General features: G+C 64.0%; 22 protein-coding genes. 11 read left to right on the top strand and 11 right to left on the bottom strand.

What is annotated here, in order from left to right:
* Positions 1–27: 27 nt before the first annotated feature.
* The 3 genes from RMET_RS05445 (at position 28) to RMET_RS05435 (ending at position 2051) form a co-directional block, all read left to right on the top strand.
* Positions 28–636 (top strand): peptidylprolyl isomerase, encoded by a 609-nt coding sequence (locus RMET_RS05445; RefSeq protein WP_011515871.1) that lies wholly within the window; start codon positions 28–30, stop codon positions 634–636.
* Between the two features lie 54 nt (positions 637–690).
* Positions 691–1191, top strand: coding sequence for a peptidylprolyl isomerase (locus RMET_RS05440; protein WP_011515870.1), 501 nt, complete (start codon positions 691–693; stop codon positions 1189–1191).
* Between the two features lie 68 nt (positions 1192–1259).
* Positions 1260–2051, top strand: a complete 792-nt coding sequence (locus RMET_RS05435; RefSeq protein ID WP_011515869.1) for a UDP-2,3-diacylglucosamine diphosphatase — start codon at positions 1260–1262, stop codon at positions 2049–2051.
* 48 nt (positions 2052–2099) lie between these two features.
* Here RMET_RS05435 and cysE read toward each other — a convergent pair whose 3' ends face one another.
* Both cysE and RMET_RS05425 read right to left on the bottom strand, forming a co-directional pair.
* Positions 2100–2843: a serine O-acetyltransferase gene (gene cysE, locus RMET_RS05430; protein ID WP_011515868.1), complete on the bottom strand. Its 744-nt coding sequence runs from the start codon at positions 2841–2843 to the stop codon at positions 2100–2102.
* Between the two features lie 328 nt (positions 2844–3171).
* Entirely contained in the window at positions 3172–4017 is an 846-nt protein-coding gene (locus RMET_RS05425) for an RNA methyltransferase (RefSeq protein ID WP_231138521.1), read from the bottom strand.
* 251 nt (positions 4018–4268) lie between these two features.
* Between RMET_RS05425 and RMET_RS05420 the strand changes: the two genes are divergently transcribed.
* The 5 genes from RMET_RS05420 to RMET_RS05400 all read left to right on the top strand — a co-directional run bounded on the left by RMET_RS05420 (position 4269) and on the right by RMET_RS05400 (position 9889).
* Entirely contained in the window at positions 4269–5090 is an 822-nt protein-coding gene (locus tag RMET_RS05420; protein ID WP_011515866.1) for an inositol monophosphatase family protein, read from the top strand.
* A gap of 203 nt (positions 5091–5293) precedes the next feature.
* Positions 5294–5473, top strand: a complete 180-nt coding sequence (locus RMET_RS05415; protein ID WP_011515865.1) for a type II toxin-antitoxin system HicA family toxin — start codon at positions 5294–5296, stop codon at positions 5471–5473.
* A 29-nt stretch (positions 5474–5502) separates the two neighbouring features.
* Positions 5503–5907 carry a type II toxin-antitoxin system HicB family antitoxin gene (locus RMET_RS05410; RefSeq protein WP_029310017.1) on the top strand — a complete coding sequence of 135 codons (405 nt, stop codon included), beginning with the start codon at positions 5503–5505 and terminating at the stop codon, positions 5905–5907.
* 326 nt (positions 5908–6233) lie between these two features.
* Positions 6234–8840: a DNA mismatch repair protein MutS gene (gene mutS, locus RMET_RS05405; protein WP_035821829.1), complete on the top strand. Its 2607-nt coding sequence runs from the start codon at positions 6234–6236 to the stop codon at positions 8838–8840.
* Entirely contained in the window at positions 8837–9889 is a 1053-nt protein-coding gene (locus RMET_RS05400) for a hypothetical protein (protein ID WP_011515862.1), read from the top strand. The genes mutS and RMET_RS05400 overlap by 4 nt, the downstream gene beginning before the upstream one ends.
* A 94-nt stretch (positions 9890–9983) precedes the next feature.
* Here the strand turns inward: RMET_RS05400 and RMET_RS05395 are convergent, their stop codons facing one another.
* Positions 9984–10517, bottom strand: coding sequence for an FKBP-type peptidyl-prolyl cis-trans isomerase (locus RMET_RS05395; RefSeq protein ID WP_029308195.1), 534 nt, complete (start codon positions 10515–10517; stop codon positions 9984–9986).
* Between the two features lie 11 nt (positions 10518–10528).
* On the opposite strand from RMET_RS05395, the gene RMET_RS05390 reads away from it, so the two are divergent.
* Positions 10529–11737 carry a cupin domain-containing protein gene (locus tag RMET_RS05390; RefSeq protein ID WP_175582354.1) on the top strand — a complete coding sequence of 403 codons (1209 nt, stop codon included), beginning with the start codon at positions 10529–10531 and terminating at the stop codon, positions 11735–11737.
* Positions 11738–11934: 197 nt separating this feature from the next.
* On the top strand, positions 11935–12171 hold the full coding sequence (locus RMET_RS34090; protein WP_080710365.1) for a hypothetical protein: 237 nt from the start codon (positions 11935–11937) through the stop codon (positions 12169–12171).
* A 97-nt stretch (positions 12172–12268) separates the two neighbouring features.
* On the opposite strand, the gene RMET_RS05380 is transcribed toward RMET_RS34090, so the two are convergent.
* The 7 genes from RMET_RS05380 to RMET_RS05350 form a co-directional block, all read right to left on the bottom strand.
* Positions 12269–13057 (bottom strand): MBL fold metallo-hydrolase, encoded by a 789-nt coding sequence (locus RMET_RS05380; RefSeq protein ID WP_011515857.1) that lies wholly within the window; start codon positions 13055–13057, stop codon positions 12269–12271.
* A gap of 70 nt (positions 13058–13127) precedes the next feature.
* Positions 13128–14369: an outer membrane protein assembly factor BamC gene (bamC, locus tag RMET_RS05375; protein ID WP_011515856.1), complete on the bottom strand. Its 1242-nt coding sequence runs from the start codon at positions 14367–14369 to the stop codon at positions 13128–13130.
* 57 nt (positions 14370–14426) lie between these two features.
* Positions 14427–15311, bottom strand: coding sequence for a 4-hydroxy-tetrahydrodipicolinate synthase (gene dapA, locus RMET_RS05370; protein ID WP_008650073.1), 885 nt, complete (start codon positions 15309–15311; stop codon positions 14427–14429).
* Between the two features lie 137 nt (positions 15312–15448).
* Positions 15449–16024 carry a class I SAM-dependent methyltransferase gene (locus RMET_RS05365; protein WP_011515855.1) on the bottom strand — a complete coding sequence of 192 codons (576 nt, stop codon included), beginning with the start codon at positions 16022–16024 and terminating at the stop codon, positions 15449–15451.
* A 40-nt stretch (positions 16025–16064) separates the two neighbouring features.
* Entirely contained in the window at positions 16065–16730 is a 666-nt protein-coding gene (locus RMET_RS05360) for a site-2 protease family protein (protein WP_011515854.1), read from the bottom strand.
* 48 nt (positions 16731–16778) lie between these two features.
* On the bottom strand, positions 16779–17426 hold the full coding sequence (locus RMET_RS05355) for an L-threonylcarbamoyladenylate synthase (RefSeq protein ID WP_011515853.1): 648 nt from the start codon (positions 17424–17426) through the stop codon (positions 16779–16781).
* 21 nt (positions 17427–17447) lie between these two features.
* Entirely contained in the window at positions 17448–18293 is an 846-nt protein-coding gene (locus RMET_RS05350; protein WP_080710366.1) for a 3',5'-nucleoside bisphosphate phosphatase, read from the bottom strand.
* A gap of 121 nt (positions 18294–18414) precedes the next feature.
* Between RMET_RS05350 and RMET_RS05345 the strand changes: the two genes are divergently transcribed.
* The gene (locus RMET_RS05345; RefSeq protein ID WP_011515851.1) at positions 18415–19476 is read left to right on the top strand and encodes an NAD(P)/FAD-dependent oxidoreductase; all 1062 of its coding nucleotides are present in this window, start codon (positions 18415–18417) and stop codon (positions 19474–19476) included.
* A 56-nt stretch (positions 19477–19532) separates the two neighbouring features.
* Here RMET_RS05345 and RMET_RS05340 read toward each other — a convergent pair whose 3' ends face one another.
* Positions 19533–20426 (bottom strand): alpha/beta fold hydrolase, encoded by an 894-nt coding sequence (locus tag RMET_RS05340; protein WP_011515850.1) that lies wholly within the window; start codon positions 20424–20426, stop codon positions 19533–19535.
* Between the last annotated feature and the right edge of the window lie 119 nt (positions 20427–20545).

Raw genomic sequence — 20545 nt, 5'->3', positions numbered from 1 at the left:
GCCAGACCTGCAACCCGGAGTCCAGACATGATCCTTTCCCGCCGCATCGTCCTGACCGGCCTGATGGCCGCCGCCACTGCCCTGTCTCCGCTGGCCGCAATGGCCCAGGGCGCCAGCCCCGCCACCGCCGCGCCGAAGACCGAGCGCGTGCAGTTCGTGACGAGCGCCGGCAAGTTCACTATCGAGCTGTACCCCGATGCCGCCCCGAAGACCGTGGCCAACTTCATGGGCTACGTAAAAAGCGGCTTCTATTCCGGCACGATCTTCCATCGCGTGATCAACGGCTTCATGGTTCAGGGCGGTGGCTTCGACCGCGACATGAAGGAAAAGCCGACGCTGGCGCCGATCGCGCTGGAATCGCAGAACGGCCTGAAGAACAAGGCCGGGACCGTCGCCATGGCACGCACGTCGAACCCGAACTCGGCAACCGCCCAGTTCTTCGTCAATGTGGTGGATAATCCGAACCTCGACTACCCACAGCCGGACGGCAATGGATATGCCGTCTTTGGCAAGGTGGTAGAGGGAATGGACACGATCGACAAGATCAAGACCACGCCGACTACGGCGTATGGCGCCATGCGCAACGTGCCTGCCGCGCCGATCGTGATCGAATCGGCCACCGTGGTCACCAAGTGACCCCAGGCAACCCCGAATACAACCGTCATCGCATCATCGAACAGAGGTAACCCTATGAGCAAGGTACAACTCCAAACCACGCAAGGCGCCATCGTCATCGAACTGGACGCCGAGAAGGCCCCGAAGTCGGTCGAGAACTTCCTGTCGTACGTGCGCAAGGGCCACTATGACAACACGATCTTCCACCGCGTCATCAAGAACTTCATGATCCAGGGCGGCGGCTTCGAGCCGGGCATGAAGCAGAAGGACACCGATGCGCCGATCGAGAACGAAGCCGGCAACGGCCTGAAGAACGACCGCTACACGGTTGCCATGGCCCGCACCAACGCGCCGCACTCGGCCACGGCCCAGTTCTTCATCAACGTGGTGGACAACGACTTCCTGAACTTCAGCTCGCCCACGCCGCAAGGCTTCGGCTATGCGGTGTTCGGCAAGGTCGTGGAAGGCACCGACGTGATCGACGCCATCAAAGGCGTGCGCACCGGCAGCTCGGGCTTCCATCAGGACGTGCCGCTCGAGGACGTCGTGATCGAGAAAGCCACGATTGTCGAGTAATCGCGCTTAACGTCGATTCGAACGACAGGCGGCATGCCGCTCGTGGTGAATACAGACATCCGGACCGCATGACCGCTCCCACCCGCACGCCGGTGGCCGCCCCGATCGAGGTGCAGGCGCCGGCGTGGTTCATTTCCGATCTCCACCTGACGGCCGACATGCCGCGCACGCTGGCGGCCTTCCACCGTGTGCTCGAGCGTGCGGCACGGGATGCGCGCACGCTGTTCATCCTGGGGGACTTTTTCGAGTTCTGGGTAGGGGATGAGGAAACCGACTCGCCGTTCGCGGCCGAGGTTGCCGCCGCGCTGCGCCGGCTTGCCGATGCCGGCGTGCCGGTCTATCTGATGCACGGCAATCGTGATTTCCTGCTTGGCCGTCGATTCGCGGCCAGGGCGGGCGCGTCGCTGCTGCCGGACCCGTCGGTTATCGTCTGTGCTGGCCGCCGCGTGGCGCTCAGCCACGGCGACATGCTGTGCACGGACGACGAGCGCTACATGCGCTTTCGCCGCTGGACACGCAAGGGCTGGGTACAACGGCTGTTCCTGCTGCTGCCACTCGGCACGCGACTGTCGATCGCCCGACGCCTTCGGGCGGACAGCGAGGCCGGGCGCACGCGCCAAGACATCGACGCGGCGCCGGTCACCTATGGCGATGCGGCACCGGACGCCGTCAACGCACTGCTCGCCTCGAGCGGGGCCGGCACGCTGGTGCACGGCCACACGCACCATCCCGCGCGCCACACGCACGAAGCGGGCGAGCGCTGGGTGCTGACGGACTGGGACCTCGATGGCCGCCATCCGAGGGCCGCCGTGCTCGAACTCGACGGCACCGGCTTCCGCGTGCTGCCGCAGGTCGACTGACGATGCCTGGCTCGCGCCAATCGCCACGCAGACCGGCGTGCGCCTCCACTACTTCATCAGCTTGCGCAGCTCGCTCGCGTCGAAGCGGTCGTTCGGCGTGTTCTCGAGATGCTCGCCGAGCCGGTCGAGCGCGGCCAGCACGGCCTCGATGCGGTCATGTTGCTTGGCCGCGTTGTCGATCAGGCTCTTGAGCGCCAGGGACACGGGATCGTCCGCGTTCGGCGTGATGCCGTAGGCCGAGAATTCCTGTTTCGCGCCCTGCTGCGTGGAAGGCGCATCGGGCATGATGATGCGTGCCGGAATCCCCACTGCCGTCGCCCCAGCGGGCACAGGCTTCAGCACGACGGCATTAGATCCAACGCGCGCGCCCGCGCCCACCTCGAAGCCGCCGAGCACCTTGGCGCCGGCGCTCACCACCACGCCGACACCCAGCGTCGGATGGCGTTTCTGGCCCTTGTACAGCGACGTGCCGCCCAACGTCACACCCTGGTAAATCGTGCAATCGTCGCCAATCTCGGCGGTTTCGCCGATCACCACGCCCATGCCATGGTCGATGAACACGCGACGACCCAGCTTGACCGCCGGGTGGATCTCGATCCCGGTCAGAAAGCGGGACCAGTGCGAGATCCAGCGCCCCAGCCAGTGAAATCCACCTCGCCAGCACGCATTGGCCACGCGGTGAAACACCACGGCGTGCAGCCCGGGATAGCAAGTCAGGACTTCCAGACGGCTGCGCGCGGCGGGGTCGCGCAGCATGATCGTATCGATATCTTCCTTCAGGCGAGTGAACATCTTCTTCGTGTCGTGTTGCCGCAGCGTGCGCCGTTCATGGAACTGGTCGCCGCCGAGGTCAGTGGCCGGTATTGAGCAGTCAGTGTGGGGGACGGCTCTGGCGCGAGACAGCGAGTGTAAGAGATTTGCGCGCCTGCCGCCCCGCCCTGACGACGTCAGGGCTTCTTGGAAAGCCGCCTCAGAACGGGTCTGAAACGACGTCCCGGGTCAGCACCAGGCTCAACATCGTTCCGGCAAATGCGCGCACGCATGCCTCACCACCGAGCGACCGGACACCGCGCCACGGATGAGGTCTTGCATGATGTACGCCGGGAAAATCGCCACGGAACTAGTCTTCCTTGTTGTCGTCGTGCTTTGCATCGCCCGTCAGCAGCATGCGCTTGGCGATGCCACGCAGGATGTTCACTTCCTCGCGCTCCAGGCCCGTCCGCGCGAACAACCGGCGCAGGCGCGGCATCAGCTTGCGCGGATTCGCCGGGTCCAGAAAGCCGATCGCCGCAAGCCCGGCCTGAAGGTGGCCAAACATCGCCTCGATCTGCTCGGTGGTGGCGGGGTCACCAGCATAGCCGATATCGCCAGCGACGTCCGGGAGCCCGCCGGCCGTTTCCTGCGCCTCGAGCAGGGCCAGCCGCATCTCATAGGCAATGAGCTGCACGGCCTGGGCCAGGTTGAGAGAGGCGTAAACCGGATTGGCAGGAATATGCGTCACCGCCGAACAGCGCAATACCGCGTCGTTCGGCAAGCCGAAGCGTTCATTGCCGAATACGAAGGCGACCGTGGTAGCGGGGTCCGCCTCCAGCACCGACCGCGCCTTGGCCACGGCGGCGCGCGGTAGCAGCCTCGGCGGCCCGAATTCGCGCTGCCGGGCGGTCATGGCGACGGTAAAGGCCGTGCCAGCCAGCGCGGCCTCGATGCTGTCGACGATCGTGGCGCTGGCCAGCACATCGTCGGCACCACTGGCCATCGCGACGGCATCGGGATGCGACACGACGCCCGGCTCGCGCGGCGAGACCAGCACCAGGCTCCCCGGCACGTGCCCGAAGCCCATCGTCTTGATCGCCCGCGCGACCGAGCCCACGTTGCCGGGGTGGCTGGTTTCCACCAGCACCACACGCACATGCGCAAAAATGTCCGAAAGATCACTTGCGGCCGCGCCGCGCGGGATCGGATCCATCTGAGAGTTCAACACTTCGGTCATCCGGAGCGTCCCGGCCGTCTCGATCGAGGTTGTCGACTCGTGCGAGAGGCCAGGTTCCTATACAATGCTGCCTTCCAATTGCGGTGCGGCGCCTCACATGGCGACGCACCCCGTTCTTCTACAATTCGTTGTGTTGTCTGGCGGCCCCGGCAGCCCGCGCGATTCGCCCTTGTTTCTGTGGCGTCCCATGTCGCGTCGTGGCGCGGTTGCCCCGCCTGGAGAAATTCATGCATCCGATGCTCAATATCGCCGTCAAGGCGGCCCGCAAGGCGGGGTCCATCATCAACCGCGCGTCGATCGACGTCGATCTGGTGCGCGTTTCGCGCAAACAACACAACGATTTCGTCACTGAAGTCGATCGCGCGGCCGAAGCGGCCATCATCGACATCATCCACACCGCCTACCCCGAGCACGCCATTCTAGCGGAAGAGTCCGGTCAGTCCTGGGCCGACGGCGAAGAACAGAGCGAGTTCACCTGGGTTATCGACCCGCTGGACGGCACCACGAACTTCATCCACGGCTTTCCGCAGTACGCGGTATCGATCGGCCTGCTGCACAAGGGCGTGCCGTCGCAAGCCGTGGTCTACGACCCAACCCGCGACGAACTGTTCACCGCCAGCAAGGGCGCGGGCGCGTTCCTGAACAACCGCCGCATCCGCGTCACGCGCCGCGACAAGCTGGCCGATTGCCTGATCGGCACCGGCTTCCCGTTCCGCGATCTGGAAGGCATGGACGAATACCTGGAAATGTTCGCGCTGATGACGCGTAGCTGCGCCGGTCTGCGCCGTCCGGGCGCCGCCGCCCTGGACCTGGCCTACGTCGCCTGCGGCCGTCTGGATGGCTTCTTCGAGCGCGGCCTCAAGCCGTGGGACATGGCTGCCGGCATGCTGCTGATCACTGAAGCTGGCGGTCTGGTCGGCAACTACGCCGGCGAATCGCGCCAGATGGAACAGGGTGAAGTGCTGGCCGGCAACCCGAAGGCCTTCGCGCAGATGGTTCGCCTGCTGGCCCCCTTCTCGCTCGACAACGCGAAGCCCGCCGCCGTCTGATCCTTAGCTAGCCCCCAGGCTGCTTCCAAACAGGCGCCATCGGAGAGATCCGGTGGCGCCTGTTTCGTTTTGCACACTTTCTTTCAGAATCTCGCCCGGGATTTTCCGATACACCCGCCATAAAGTTGCTCGCGACACACAAGTTTACTTGCGCCCCCTAACGCCGTGTGTAGACTTACACACGGATCATCCAGGGCTCGAAATTGCATTCGTCCACGCTGATCCGATTGCTCGAACAGAAGGGGTGGAAGCTGGTGCGCACGCATGGCAGTCATTTCACCTTCAAACATCCGCGGCACATGCTGATTGTGACCGTGCCCCATCCGAAGAAGGATCTGCCGACAGGCACGGTCCGAAACATTCTGAGGACGGCCGGACTATGAGCGGCGCGCCGTGTACAAAGAGGAACGACATGGACTTTCCCATTGCCATTCACAAGGATGCGAACTCGGTCTACGGCGTAACGGTGCCCGATGTGGCGGGCTGTTACTCCGCCGGCGAATCGATCGAGGAAGCGGTCCGCAACGCACGCGAGGCCATCACGACTCACGTGGTGGCCCTGCTCTCCCTTGGCGAGGAGGTTGTTTTGAAAACGACGCCGATCGGCACGCTGATGGCCCAACCTGAGTACGCAGACGCGATCTGGGCGCTGGCCGACATCGACATGAGCAAGCTCGACGCACGCCCGGAGCGAATCAATATCAGCCTGCCTCGTTTCGTATTGCACAAGATCGACATGTTCGTGGAACGCCGCCACGAAACCCGGAGCGGGTTCCTCGCGCGCGTCGCGCTGGACGCCATCGCGGGCAGCGTCTGAGTCCAGAACGGAAAATCCCAGCAAAAATGAGATTTCGGCACGAAGCCGAGGTGTGGGGTCGCAGTAAAATGCCCCTTTGCGCCGCGCACAGGGTGGGCCTGTAATCCAGACGCCACCAGACCGCCGGCAACCGATACACCGGCGGCCCGGCACCAGCGCCGCTTGCCGCCCGAGAGGAATGCATGTCAGAAGCCCTATCCGTACCTGCCGCTGAAGGCGAGAACACCGTGACCGCGAGTGAATCGCCCGACCTTGCCGCGACTTCCGCCAGGGCCGAGAAAGTCGGCAAGCAGGAAAAGCCCGAGAAAGCCGAGAAGCAGTCGCCCATGATGCTGCAGTACCACCGCATCAAGGCCGACCACCCGGACACGCTCCTTTTCTACCGGATGGGTGACTTCTATGAGCTATTTCATGACGATGCCGAGAAGGCCGCGCGATTGCTCGACATCACGCTGACCGCGCGCGGCCAGTCTGGCGGTGTGCCAATCCGTATGGCCGGGATCCCATTCCATTCGGCTGACCAGTATCTGGCGCGCCTGGTAAAGCTTGGCGAATCCGTGGCGATCTGCGAACAGATTGGTGACCCAGCGACCAGCAAGGGCCCGGTCGAGCGCAAAGTGGTGCGCATCGTTACGCCCGGCACGCTGACCGATGCCGCCCTGCTGCCAGACAAGTCCGACACGTTCCTGTTGGCCGTGCACCAGCAGACCACACGCCGCGGCGTCAGCAAGACGGGCCTGGCATGGCTGAACCTGGCCAGTGGCGAACTGCGACTCATGGAGTGCGACGCCGCGCAGTTGTCCCGCGAACTCGAGCGTATCCGTCCTGCCGAGGTGCTGTACACCGACGGCATGGACCTTCCGACGCTGACATGCGCGCGCACCCGGTTGCCGGAATGGCACTTTGACCAGGAAGCCGGTACTCGCCGCCTGCGCGAACAGATCGGCGTGGCCAGCCTGGAGCCGTTCGGCTGCTCGGGCCTGGGTGCCGCCCTAGGCGCTGCCGGCGCGCTGCTCAACTATGCAGCCACCACGCAAGGCCAGTCTCTGCGGCACGTGCAGGGCGTCACTGTCGAGCGGGAATCCGAATTTGTCGGCCTCGATTCGGCAACGCGCCGCAACCTCGAACTGACCGAAACGCTGCGTGGCACCGAATCGCCAACGCTCTTCTCGCTGCTCGACACATGCGCGACGACGATGGGCAGCCGCGCGCTGCGCCACTGGCTGCATCATCCGTTGCGCGACCCGGCCCTGCCGCGAGCGCGTCAGCAGGCCATTGGGGCGCTGATCACACAAGGGCCGGACGGCTTGCGTGCCGTGCTGCGCAAGCTTGCCGACGTCGAGCGGATCACCGCGCGACTCGCGTTGCTGTCGGCACGTCCGCGCGATCTGTCCTCGCTGCGCGACACCCTGCGTGCCCTGCCCGATGTGCAGGCCGCCACGGTCAGCTCAGAGGATGCGCCGCTGCTGGCGCAGACCCTTGAGGAAATCGACATTCCGCAGGACTGCCTGGAACTGTTGATCCGCGCCGTGGCGGATGAACCCTCAACGGTGATTCGCGACGGCGGCGTCATCGCGCGCGGCTACGACAGTGAGCTCGACGAACTGCGCGATATCTCGGAAAACTGCGGTCAATTCCTGATCGACCTGGAAACCCGGGAGCGCGAGCGCACAGGCATCACGAACCTGCGCGTCGAATACAACCGTGTTCATGGCTTCTATATCGAAGTCACCAACGGGCAGGCCGACAAGGTGCCCGACGACTATCGACGCCGGCAGACCCTCAAGAACGCCGAACGCTACATCACACCCGAGTTGAAAGCGTTCGAGGACAAGGCGCTCTCGGCACAGGATCGCGCGCTGGCTCGCGAGAAGCAGCTCTACGACGGTCTGCTGCAGGCCCTGCTGCCGCATATCGGCAGTCTGCGCCGCGTGGCCGGCGCGCTCGCCCGCCTCGACGTGCTTGCCACACTGGCCGAACGTGCAAAAACACTCGACTGGGTCCAGCCAGAACGCGTCCAGGAGAACGTCATCGACATCTCGCAGGGCCGCCATCCCGTCGTGGAAGGTCAGCTGGCCGCGGAGTCCGTCGCGTTCATCGCAAACGACTGTCAGTTGAACGAGGCCCGCAAGCTGCTGCTGATCACCGGCCCGAACATGGGTGGTAAGTCGACGTTCATGCGCCAGACCGCATTGATCGTTCTGCTGGCCTGCGTCGGCGCCTGGGTGCCGGCACGCCGTGCCGTGATTGGCCCGGTGGACCGCATCTTCACGCGTATTGGGGCCGCCGACGACCTGGCGGGCGGTCGTTCGACCTTCATGGTCGAAATGACCGAAGCCGCAGCCATCCTGCACAACGCCACGCCATCCAGCCTGGTGCTGATGGATGAGATCGGCCGCGGTACTTCGACCTTCGACGGTCTCGCCCTCGCGTGGGCCATCGCGCGTCATCTGCTATCCCACAACCGCAGCCACACACTGTTTGCCACCCATTATTTCGAGCTGACGCAACTGCCAGTCGAGTTCCCGCAGGCTGCCAACGTGCACCTGTCAGCCGTGGAGCATGGCGATGGCATCGTATTCCTGCATGCGGTGCAGGACGGTCCGGCCAGCCAGAGCTACGGGCTGCAGGTGGCCCAACTGGCGGGTGTTCCGCAACCGGTCATTCGCGCAGCGCGCAAGCATCTCGCGTGGCTGGAAGAACAATCGGCGGACGCCACGCCCACGCCGCAGATGGATCTGTTCTCGGCGCAGTCTTCACCGTCCGCAGACGATGAAGATGACAAATCGGCAGGCCAGTCCGCCGTGCCGCCCGCGCAGGCTGCCACGCTGGAAGCGCTGGCCGATATCGACCCGGACAGCCTCTCGCCGCGAGAAGCGCTCGAGGCGCTGTACCGACTCAAGTCCATCTCGGAGACCGCGCGAACGGTATGACGGCACGCTTCCGGGGTCGAAGCTCGGCGGCCGCTTGCTTGGCGGCCATTGCCTGCGCGTTGCTCGCGGTGCCGGCGCTCGCGCACGCGGCGCGGGCGGGTAGCATTGCGCCGCCGCCAGTGCCGACCGTGCAGATGACCCGGATCGCCCTAATTGCCGACACCCCGCAATGGCCAGCCGCGGAAGCAGACGCGACTGCGCTGTTCGACATGATGAACGCGCAGCAGGTCGCGATGATCGTCCACGCTGGTGGCATCAAGGGCGATACCGAATCCTGTGGTGACACCCTTCTCAATGCGCGGCTGCAGGTGCTCGACGATTCGCCCACACCGCTGCTCTACGTACCTGGCGAAACCGACTGGGCTGAGTGCCAGAAGCCCTCAAACGGGAAGTTCGATGCCGTGGAGCGGCTCAATCGATTGCGGGAGCTGTTCTTCCCGCTCGACACCACGCTTGGGCGACGCACATTGCCAGTGGTGCGTCAGTCGGATCAGGCGCTGTTCCGCAGCTATCGGGAAAACGTGCGGCTCGTCACCGGTGGCGTGATGCTGGTGGGCCTGAACCTGCCCGGCGACAACAACCACTATCGCATCGAGGGCGGGCGCAATGGCGAATTCGAGGATCGGCGCGAAGCCAACCGGCAATGGCTGGCCAGGGCATTCTCAGTTGCCGAGCAGCGCGATCTGCCCGGCATCGTGGTCATCGCGCACGCCGATCCGCTATTCGGGAACGGCTGGGAAAAACGTGGCAAACCAAGCCTGCTGGACGCGTTCGTGCGTCACGGGGCACGCGACGGCTATCTCGAGTTCAAGCGTCAGCTTCGTGATCTGTCCTCGAAGTTCTCTGGCCAGGTGCTGCTGGTCCATGCAAGCGATAACGGCTTCAGCGTCGACAAGCCTTTACGCGACACGTCGGGGAAGATCGTTGCCAACTTCACGCGAGTCGCACTGCCCATCGGCACTCCTTCGCGATGGACGGAGCTGACGATCACGCCTGGCACACGGTCGGTATTCCAGGTTCAGCTACAAGATGGGCCCAAGGGCAATTGATATTCATCAACAAGAGGACAAAATGAAAAAGCCGGCAAATGCCGGCTTTTTCATGTTCGCGATGACCTATCGCGGATCGCTCGTGTTGTGAGACTTAGTGCAGCGTGCGAGGAGCCTCGTCCTCGCCGTCCTCGTCTTCGTCCACCACTTCGATGCCCGAAGCGCCGTGCGCGTGACCGTGCTCGACTTCCTCGCTCGTCGCCTCGCGGACTTCCGATACCTTCAGCCAGAAGCGCAGCGCCATGCCGGCCAGCGGGTGATTGCCGTCAAGCACGACCTTGTCCTCGGCGACGTCCGTCACCGTGTAGATGATCGAATCTTCGTCGTCACCGTCCTCGGGCACGCCCTCGAACTGCATGCCCACTTCGAGCGGCTCCGGGAAACGATCACGCGGCTCCACCTTCACGAGTTCGGCGTCGTAGTCGCCAAACGCCTCTTCCGGTTCCAGCTGCAACTCGGTCTCGAAGCCGGCGTCGTGGCCGTCCAGCGCTTCCTCGATCTTGGGGAACGTGCCATCATATCCGCCGTGCAAATAGACCATGGGCTCATCCGACTCTTCGATCAGATTGCCCTGCGCGTCCGACAGCTTATACACCACGGACACCACCGTATTCTTAGCGATTTTCAATTCTTGACTCCATGAGCGATTCCGCATTATACGCGCAGGCCTTGCCTCCGGAACCTGTCGATCCCGACGCGCCGCTCACCCTGCTCGGCGGCATGACGCCCTCAGCCTTCATGCGTGATATCTGGCACCGCAAGCCGCTGCTGATTCGACAGGCCGTGCCGGAAATCGTGCCCCCAGTGTCGCGCGAGGCGCTTTTCGAGCTTGCCGATCGCGACGACGTGGAATCACGTCTGGTGTCGTTCTTTCGCAACCGCTGGAAGCTCGAACACGGACCGTTCTCCGAGGACAACCTGCCCTCGCGCAAGACCGGCAAGTGGTCGTTGCTGGTCCAGGGCGTCAACCTGCACGATCGCGCGGCAGCCGAGCTAATGAGCCAGTTCCGCTTCGTTCCCGATGCCCGGCTTGACGACGTGATGATCAGCTATGCCACCGACGGCGGCGGCGTGGGACCTCACTTCGACTCCTACGATGTGTTCCTGCTGCAAGTATCGGGCCGGCGCCGCTGGCGCATTTCGTCACAGACGAAGCTCGACCTGATCCCCGACCTGCCCCTCAAGATCCTTTCGGATTTCAGCGCCGAGCAGGAATGGGTACTCGAGCCCGGCGACATGCTCTACCTGCCACCTCAGTACGCACACGACGGCGTAGCCGAAGGCGAATGCATGACGGCCTCGATTGGTTTCCGCGCCCCCGCCTATCGCGAGCTCGCAGGTCATTTTCTGGCCTGGCTTTCGGAGACCGTTGCCGACAACGAAGGCCTCGACGGACGTTACGCCGATGCAGGCGAATCGGCGACCTCGACGCCTGCGCAACTGCCGGCAAATCTGGCACGGGCGGTGGCGGAACGCCTTCAGTCACTCAAATGGAACGCCGGCATGGTGTCGGAATTCCTTGGTACGCATTTGTCCGAGCCGAAACCGTCCGTGCAATTCGACGAAATCGAGGAAATTCCGCTGCGTCAGTTCACGAAGCTGGCGCGCACGCATGGTGTTGTTTTGGCGCCCGCTTCCGTTGCGCTCTATGACCGCACGCACTTCTTCCTGAACGGCGAAGCCTACGAGCCGCCAGCATCGCTGGCCAAGTGGCTGCGACGTCTGGCTGACCGCCGTCAGCTCACCGCGAGCGAGGTCGAGGCATGTGTTGCGCTGCCCGACTTGATGGATACCTTCCACGACTGGGCGATGGAAGGATGGCTCCAGATTGCACCGAAACGCGTGTAATAATGCGTAACAAATCAAACCTGCAAATCTTGACTGTACACAAGCAGGGGAAACGCGGATATAATCGCCCGCTGGCTAGTACTGTGGACCACTGCACTGTCGGCACCCGGGAGAGCCACAAATTCGCAGTTCAAGAGCGATAATTACCGGTAATTATTCATCGCCTGTTTTCGTTATTAAAAGTTAAAGGACGAACAATGAAGAAGTCTCTCCTGATCGCATCCCTGCTGGCTGCTGTTGCTCTGGCCGCTTGCGGTAAGAAAGAAGAAGCTGCTGCTCCCGCCGCTGACACGGCTGCTCCGGCTGCTGCTGCTCCGGCTGAAGCTTCGGCTCCGGCTGCTGCTCCGGCTGCTGACGCTTCGGCTCCGGCTGCTGCTCCGGCTGACGCTTCGGCTCCGGCTGCTGACGCTTCGGCTCCGGCTGCCAAGCAGTAATCGGATTCGTCCGATAAAAAAGCCGACCTTCGGGTCGGCTTTTTTTATTTCTCGGATTTTTCTCACCCCTCATTCGCGGGGAAGATGAATGCCGAGATTATGGGCGCACCGCCTGCCAGCCCAATCCCTCTTCCTGATCCGCGATCAGGATATCCCCCGGCGATGTGCCAAGCACCGAGGCCAGTGCGCCTGCCGCCAGTTCGCACGTATTGTTCTGCTTGCTCAGATGCGCTGCAACCACGCGCGACATCTGCCCATGCATGACCTGAGACAGAATACTCGCGGCAATGTCATTTGCCAGATGCCCAAAATCACCTCCGATGCGCCGTTTGAGCGAATACGGATAGACCGAGTTACGCAGCATCTCCCGATCGTGATTGCATTCGAGCACCAGTGAATGCACACCCGCCAGCCGCGCGGTCACATACGGCGTCTCCATCCCTGCATCGGTCAGTACACCGAGCCGTGCATCGCCATCAGTCAGCACGAACTGCAATGGCTCACGCGCATCATGCGGCACCGTATAGGGATGGATCTGCAAGCCACCGACCGAGAATGAATGATCGGCGCAGCACACGCGCACATCCGCCACATCCGCGCCTCGCATATGTGACGTCGCCAGCCACGTGCCGTGGCTCGTGTGGACCGGTAGCTTGTAGCGCGCCGCAAACGCATAGGCCGAGCCGACATGGTCGCCATGCTCGTGCGTGACCAGCACCGCGTCGAGTTGCTCCGGCGCGACGCCGAGCCGCTCCAGCCGGCGAGCGGTCTCCTTGATGCCGAAACCGCAATCCAGCAGGACGCGCGTCACGCTCGCACCATCGCTCGCCTCGATCAGCAGCGAGTTGCCCTCGCTGCCGCTGCCCAAAAAAGCAAAGCGCATCATGGATGCGCTCGCACGGGTTGGCACTCGACGGCTCGCGCCGTCGGTGCCACTTGACTGCCTGGGACGATCATCAGTGAAGCTGTTCGTCAAGCAGAGTCAGGATTTTCTTGCCGATCTCGGAGTTCTCAGGCTGGCCAGCATCGTTCAGGACGGTCACGGTGGTGCCGGTACCGTTGCCCTTCAGCGCCACGCGATACTTCTTCGCGGTCTTGCCATCATTGGGCTTGGTGAAGAGCTTGCCAAAGAAGCCGCGATCATCGACCGTGGTCTTCGGATCGACATAGCGCACGTAGTACAGGCCCTGAGCGCGATCACGATCTTCCACCGTGAAGTTCACGCGATCCAGCGACAGACCGACCGAGCGCCAGGCGCGATCGAACGGCTCCGGCAACTGCAGCGCGGGCGAGCCATTCACCTGCGACAGGAACGACTTGCTGCTGGATGTCGCGGCTGCCGTGGCCGCGCCGGTAGCGGCAGCGGCACCAACGCCCGCAGCAGCAGCCGACGGCTGGGCCGTACCGATACCGGCCGGCGTCGGGTTCTTGGCCATCTTGTCGGCCTGCTCCTTCTGCACGCCCAGGCGTTGCGCCAGACGCGAGAGGAATTCGGCCTCCAACTCCGGATCAGCCGGACGCGGCGTCCAGACCGTCTGCGACTTGTCCACGCCGGTCAGTTGTTCCTGCGCGCCACGGTGGCTGATGAACACCTCGAGTTGGCCGTTCTGCGAACGCTCGACGCGCGTGCGGAACTTGTCGCGCTCCGACGTCGAATACAGGCCATCGAACACCTTGCCGATCGTGTTGCGGATGATGTCCTGCGGGATCTTGGCGCGATTCTCGGCCCAGTCCGTTTCCATGATGCCGGTCTCAGGAGAGTCCTGCGTCAGCAGGAAGCCGTTCTCCTGCCAGAAGCCACGCAGCGACTCCCAGAGCTTGTCAGGGGGCATTCCGTTGTTGATCACGAGCCAACGCTGGTTGCCATCGCGCTCCATGCGGATGCCGTCCGTGCTCGGCAGCACGTTGTCGGTCGGCGAGGCTTCGCGGGTCTTGTTGGCCTGGCTGTAGTTCGACAGCGTCGACGTACCGGCGGCATCAGGCACCGTGTAGCGGCGATCGCCCTCGAGCTTGGTCAGGTCCGGCGGAATATCCAGCGATGCAGTCTTCTTGCCCTGGGACTTGTAGTCGATCTTGTCGGGCTGCATGGCCTCGTTGATGCTGCTGCAGCCTGCAATCAGCGACAGCGCCAGCACCGGCGCAACCACAGCGACACGGCGGACTTGCGTCGCGCCGCGACGGTTAAGCTTCTGTTTCATTGACACGTAATCCTGGTTTCAAGAGTCGGCACATCGCCGCATGTGGGCCGGTAAGTCTTAGCCAAGCAGGCCGGCGGCGGCGAGCGCGCGGCGCACGGTTTCATGCTGACCTTCGGCCAGCGGGGTCAGCGGCAGGCGGATACCGCCTTCCATCTTGCCCATTTGCTGGAGCGCCCACTTCACGGGGATCGGATTGGCCTCCACGAACATTGCGCGATTGAGGTCAATCAGCTCCATATGCAGACGACGCGCCGTCACCACATCGCCCTTGAGCGCGGCAACACACATCTCATGCATCTTGCGCGGTGCCACGTTAGCGGTCACCGAGATATTTCCATGGCCGCCCAGCAGGATCAGCGCCACGGCCGTGGGATCGTCGCCACTGTAGATGGCGAAGCCTTCCGGCGCGCCATTGATCAGTTGCGCGGCACGGTCGATATTACCAGTCGCTTCCTTTACGCCGACGATACCGGGTACCTGCGCCAGGCGCAGGATCGTATCGTTGTTCATGTCCGCCACGGTACGGCCGGGCACGTTGTAGAGCACCACCGGCAGATCCACCGCTTCCGCGATCGTGCGGAAATGGCGGTACATGCCTTCTTGCGTCGGCTTGTTGTAGTAGGGCACGACCTGCAGCGATGCGTTGGCGCCCACCTTCTTGGCGAAGGCGGTCAGCTCAATCGCCTCGCTGGTGGAGTTGCCGCCCGTGCCCGCGATGATCGGTACACGGCCCGCGGATTGCTCGACGGCCACGCGAATCAGTTCGCAATGCTCGTCGACGTTGACGGTCGGCGATTCGCCCGTGGTACCCACGATCACGATGCCATCGGTGCCTTCCGCCGCGTGCCAGTCGATGAGGGCGCGCAGCGCGGGAAAGTCCAGGCTGCCATCCTCGTGCATCGGGGTGACGATGGCCACGATGCTGCCGGTAATCTGTGTCATAGCTCAGGAATTCGGAAATTCGAACATCCGCGATTGTACCGGAACCGTCAGGCCCTCCGGACACCCACGGAATGAGGGAAAACGTTAGCGGGCGTAACGTGTGAAGGCGCCGCCGCGCTGACACCTGCGCCCACGCTTCAGGTGGGCAATCGGTAACGCGGCGGCGCAGTGCCATCCACGCCACCCGGCGCTTCGCGCACCGCACATATGCGCTGCACGAACGCCGTACGGGGCACATCGAGCGTGCCATCTTCGTAACCGACTACGCGCAGCGCGTCATGCGCCACCTCAAGCAATTCGCCCGGACGCAGCAAAAAATCGGGGCGGGAAGGCTTGCCCACCGTCTCGTTGCCGGCCGCAAACGTCTCATAAATCAGCACGCCACCGGGCGCCAGCGCCTCGATCAGGTGCGGCCACAGCGGGCGGTGCAGGTAGTTCGTGACCACCACAGCGTCGAACCGGCCGGCATCGGCCAGCGGCCAGGCGCCCTGCTCCAGGTCCACCGTGCGGCGCTCGATGCCCGACGGCAGCGCCGCGATGGCCTCGGCATCGCGATCCACCGCCAGCACGGCAAACCCCTGCGCCGCCAGCCATGCCGAATGGCGTCCGCTGCCGCAGGCCAGGTCGAGCACGCGGCCGCCAGGTCGAATCAGATGCGCCCAGCGGGTCAGCCAGGGCGATGGCGCCGCGAGCGGCGGGTGTGTCAGGGTCATGCGCGGGACAGGCAAGGATTGGGAAAGACGGAGACTGGCGTCACTGGAGCAGCCACATGACCGGACGCAGCATCAACTCGACGATCGATAGCAGCCCGTTCATGACCGGACGCATCCAGATCTTGGTGATCACACCCGCCGCCACCAGCGCGAGAACGACAAAAATGCCATAGGGCTCGATGCGCGCCATGACGCCGGCAAGCCGCTGCGGCAGCAGCGCCGTCAGTACCCGGCCACCATCGAGCGGTGGAATCGGGAACAGGTTGAACGCCGCCACCACCGTATTGACCAGTACGCCAGCACGGGCCATTTCGCTCCAGAACGGCTCCTGGATATGTGCCAGCGCCAGACCAATGGCCACCAGCGCCCACGCGAACGCCTGGACGATATTGCTGGCCGGGCCGGCCAGCGCCACCCACATGCCATGCCAGCGCGGATTGCGCAGGCGATCGAACGCCACCGGCACAGGCTTGGCGAAGCCGAAGACGAACTGGCCGGCAGTCAGGAAGTACAGGAGCAGGGGCACCGCCACCGTGCCGATCGGATCAATGTGCCGTACCGGGTTCAGGCTTACCCGGCCAAGCAGGTAGGCGGTGTTGTCGCCAAAATGCTTGGCCACATAGCCATGCGCGGCCTCGTGCAGCGTGATGGCGAACAGAACAGGCAGGGCGTAGACCGCGAAGGTCTGAATCAGGGAGGAATCCATGCGGACTATTCTATCGGGCAACCTGCCCACGGAGGCATCGAATGTGTGTCAGGTCGTGGCGAAGTCCGACGCATTCAGGCCGAAGCGCTCCACATCGCCCCTGCCCGCCCGCACCAGAACTGGCTCGCCGCTGGTCAGATCGATGACCGTGGTCGGCTGAGCCGGCGCCGGACCACCGTCGATCACCAGGTCGAGGCGCTTTTCCAGACGCGCCCGGATCTCTGCCGGGTCGTTCATCGGCGCGTCGTCGCCCGGCAACTGCAGCGTGGCGGAAATCAGCGGCTGACCCAATTCGGCCACCAGCGCCAATGGAATCGGATGCTCGGGCACGCGCACGCCGATGGTCTTGCGCGCCGGGTGCGACAGCCTGCGCGGCACTTCCTTCGTCGCCTCCAGGATGAACACATACGGTCCGGGCGTCGCGCCCTTGATCCAGCGGTACTGGCGGTTGTCCACCCGGGCGAAATTGCCAAGTTCGGACAAATCGCTGCACATCAGCGTCAGGTGATGCTTCTCGTCGATCTCGCGCAGACGGCGCAACTGCTCCACGGCGGCCTTATCGTCGATCTGGCAAGCCAGCGCGTAACTCGAGTCAGTCGGGAGCGCGATCAGGCCGCCCTGGCGCACGATCTGCGCGGCCTGCTTGACCAGTCGCGCCTGCGGATTGTCGGGATGAATCTCGAAGTATTGGGACATGTGGGCTGGCTATGAGGGCGCTTACCAGTCGTACCAGACCGGCGTGACATCGGCCGGCAGCGGGGGCAACGCGCCGAGTTCCACACGGCCCTCGCCAGGTCCGTGGAAATCGGAACCGCGCGACGCCAGCAAGCCATAGTGGCGTGCCACGTTGGCATAGCGGCGGAACTGATCGGGCGTGTGGCTGCCAGTCACCACCTCGACGGCACGGCCGCCAAGCTGCGTGAACTCGTCGAACAGCGCATCATGCTGCGTATCGGTGTAGTTGTAGCGCCCCGGATGCGCCATCACTGGAATACCGCCAGCGGTCCGAATCCAGCCCACGGCCTCGGCCAGCGTGGCCCAGCGATGCGGCACGAAGCCGGGACGCCCTTCGGAGAGATATTCGGCGAAGACATCGCCAATCGTCGCACAACGTCCTTCGTCGACCAGCCAGCGCGCGAAGTGCGTACGGGAAATCAGGTCGGGATTGCCGACGTAGCGCAGCGCGCCATCGTAGGCGCCGGAAATGCCGACTTTCGCCAGCGCGTCACCAATATCCTGCGCCCGGCGCGCGCGGCCATCGCGCGTTTTCGCCAGGCCATCGATCAGTTCGGGATGAAAGGGGTCGATCTGCAGGCCGACGATGTGGACGGTCTGCCCGGCCCACGTCACCGATATTTCCACGCCCGGCACATATCGCATGCCAAGTGCTTCGGCGGCGCGGCGCGCCTCGATCTGTCCGCCTACCTCGTCATGGTCCGTCAGCGACCAGAACGCGACGCCACCGGCGTGCGCCCGGGCCGCCACGTCGGACGGCGACAACAGCCCGTCGGACACGGTGGAATGACAATGCAGATCGGCGTTGATGGCGTGAGCATTTTGCATGGCAACCATTCTACTCCCGGCAGGGCTTTTTAGCCCTGCCAGCAAAGGTGGCGTGCCCGGATTGCCGACGACCGCAAGGTATGATGGAACCGTTACGAAACCGATACCTTCCTCGTCCGCCATGTCCACGACACCCACCTCCGCGCCAGAAACCACCCAGACCGATGTGCTGATCGTCGGCGCAGGCCCGGTGGGGCTGTTCGCGGCGTTTCAGGCCGGTGTGCTGGGACTGAAATGCGAGATCGTGGATGTGCTCGACCGCGCCGGCGGCCAGTGCACGGAGCTGTACCCCGAGAAGCCAATCTACGATATTCCGGCCGTCCCGGGCTGCCTCGCCCAGGACTTGGTCGACCGCCTGCTGGAGCAATGCGCGCCTTTTGCGTTTCCGATGCACTTCAGCCAGCGTGCCGAATCGGTCAGCGACACCACCTGCACAAACGGCCATCCGCGCCTGCTGGTGACCACCGACGCAGGCAAGCGCTTCGACGTGGCCGCGGTGCTGATCTGCGCTGGTGCCGGCGCCTTCGCACCGCAACGTGTGTCGCTGCCAGAAGCGGCAGCGCTGGAAGACCGTCACCTCCACTACGCCGTGCGCGATCTATCGCGCTTCGCCGGCAAGCGTGTGATCGTGGCCGGCGGCGGCGATTCGGCTCTGGATTGGGCGATGGCATTGCGCAAGACTGCGGCGCGCGTGACGCTACTGCACCGGCGCGAAGGATTCCGCGCGGCCGACCACACGGTCAAGGCGATGCGTGACGCGGTAGCCGCTGGCGAGATGGATTTCGTGGTCGGCATGCTTGGCGGGCTCCAGACCAATGGGGATGGCGCGCTGACCGGCGCGGTGGTCAAGTCGCGCGACGGCGAGCAGACGATTCCCGCCGACGACCTTGTCGCCCTGTATGGTCTGGTGTCCGAGCCGGGCCCGATCGCACAGTGGGACATGGATATGCGCGCGGGCCGTATCGCGGTCGATACCACGACGTATGAAAGCTCCCGCCGGGGCATCTTCGCGGCCGGCGACATCGCGTTCTATCCGAACAAGCAGAAACTGATCCTGTCGGGCTTCCACGAGGCCGCGCTGGCGCTGCGCAAGGCCTATCACTACGCATTCCCCGAGAAGTCGCTGGTGCACGTGCATACGAGCAACAACGCGGCGCTCAAGGAAAGGCTCACGCACGGGTGACGCACGGGTGACGCCTCTGCCCCCCTTCCGCTCGTGGAAGAGGGAGGCAACCGGCCTCAGATCAGAAAATCCTCGATCAGTCTGGCCACCACCGCCGGCTGGTCGTGATGCAGCATGTGCCCCGCATCGTCGACGATGGCTTCGCGGAAGTCGGAGAACACCCGGAAGCGTTCCCTGAACTCCTCGATGGTCTGCTTGTGCGCGATGTGCTTGAGCGTGGCGGAATCGCGTGCCTCCACGTGCAGCACCGGCGCCGTGACCTTGGCCCAGATCGCCATGATTTCGTCGATGCGATACAGCATCGGGTTGGTCATCTTGTGAGCGGCATCGCCAAGAATTTCCCACCTGCCATCGGCATTGCGACGCGACCAGTGCGCGGCGAGGAATGCGGCCCGGTCATCGGGCAAGCGCGGATTGGTCTTCTGCAGACGCGCCGCGACCGCTGCCTCGCTCTCGTAGGTCTTCAACTCGGGCGGATTGCGTAGCTCGTCGAGCCAACGCGCCATGCGGCCCGGCGCCTGCTCGGGGCGTGTGCGCGTCATCCCGAACCCCTCCAGGTCCACGACGCGCCGCACACGCTCCGGACGCACGCCAGCGTAGATGCACACTACATTGGCACCCATGCTGTGTCCCACCAGATCCACCTGTCCGTCGGGCTGGTAGTGGTCGATCAGTCCCTCGAGATCGGCGACGTAATCAGGAAACCAGTACGACGCGGTACCCGGATAGCGCGAGGGATGATCCGTCTCGCCGAAGCCGCGCCAGTCCATGGCGATCACGTGCCAGTCGCGCTGGAACGCATCTACCAGGAACTGGAACGAAGCGGCCACGTCCATCCAGCCATGCAGCATGAACAGCTTGGGCGCGCCAGGCTCTCCCCATTGGCGCACGTGCGTGCGGAGCCCCCGCAGCGTGATAAATTCGGAACGCGAGGTTTCCGTGATGGTCATTGTTTCTGTCTCCGTGTCCGGGTCTTCTGGCACGCGCGGCTCAAACCCACGCGGCAGCCCGGATAAAAATAGAACGGTCGTTCGCTTGCCGGATTATAGCCATTTCGCGAGATCCGGGC

The organism is Cupriavidus metallidurans CH34 (assembly GCF_000196015.1).
GTDB lineage: Bacteria > Pseudomonadota > Gammaproteobacteria > Burkholderiales > Burkholderiaceae > Cupriavidus > Cupriavidus metallidurans.
Note: the sequence above shows the minus strand (reverse complement) of the source record. Positions and strands in the feature narration are given on the sequence as shown.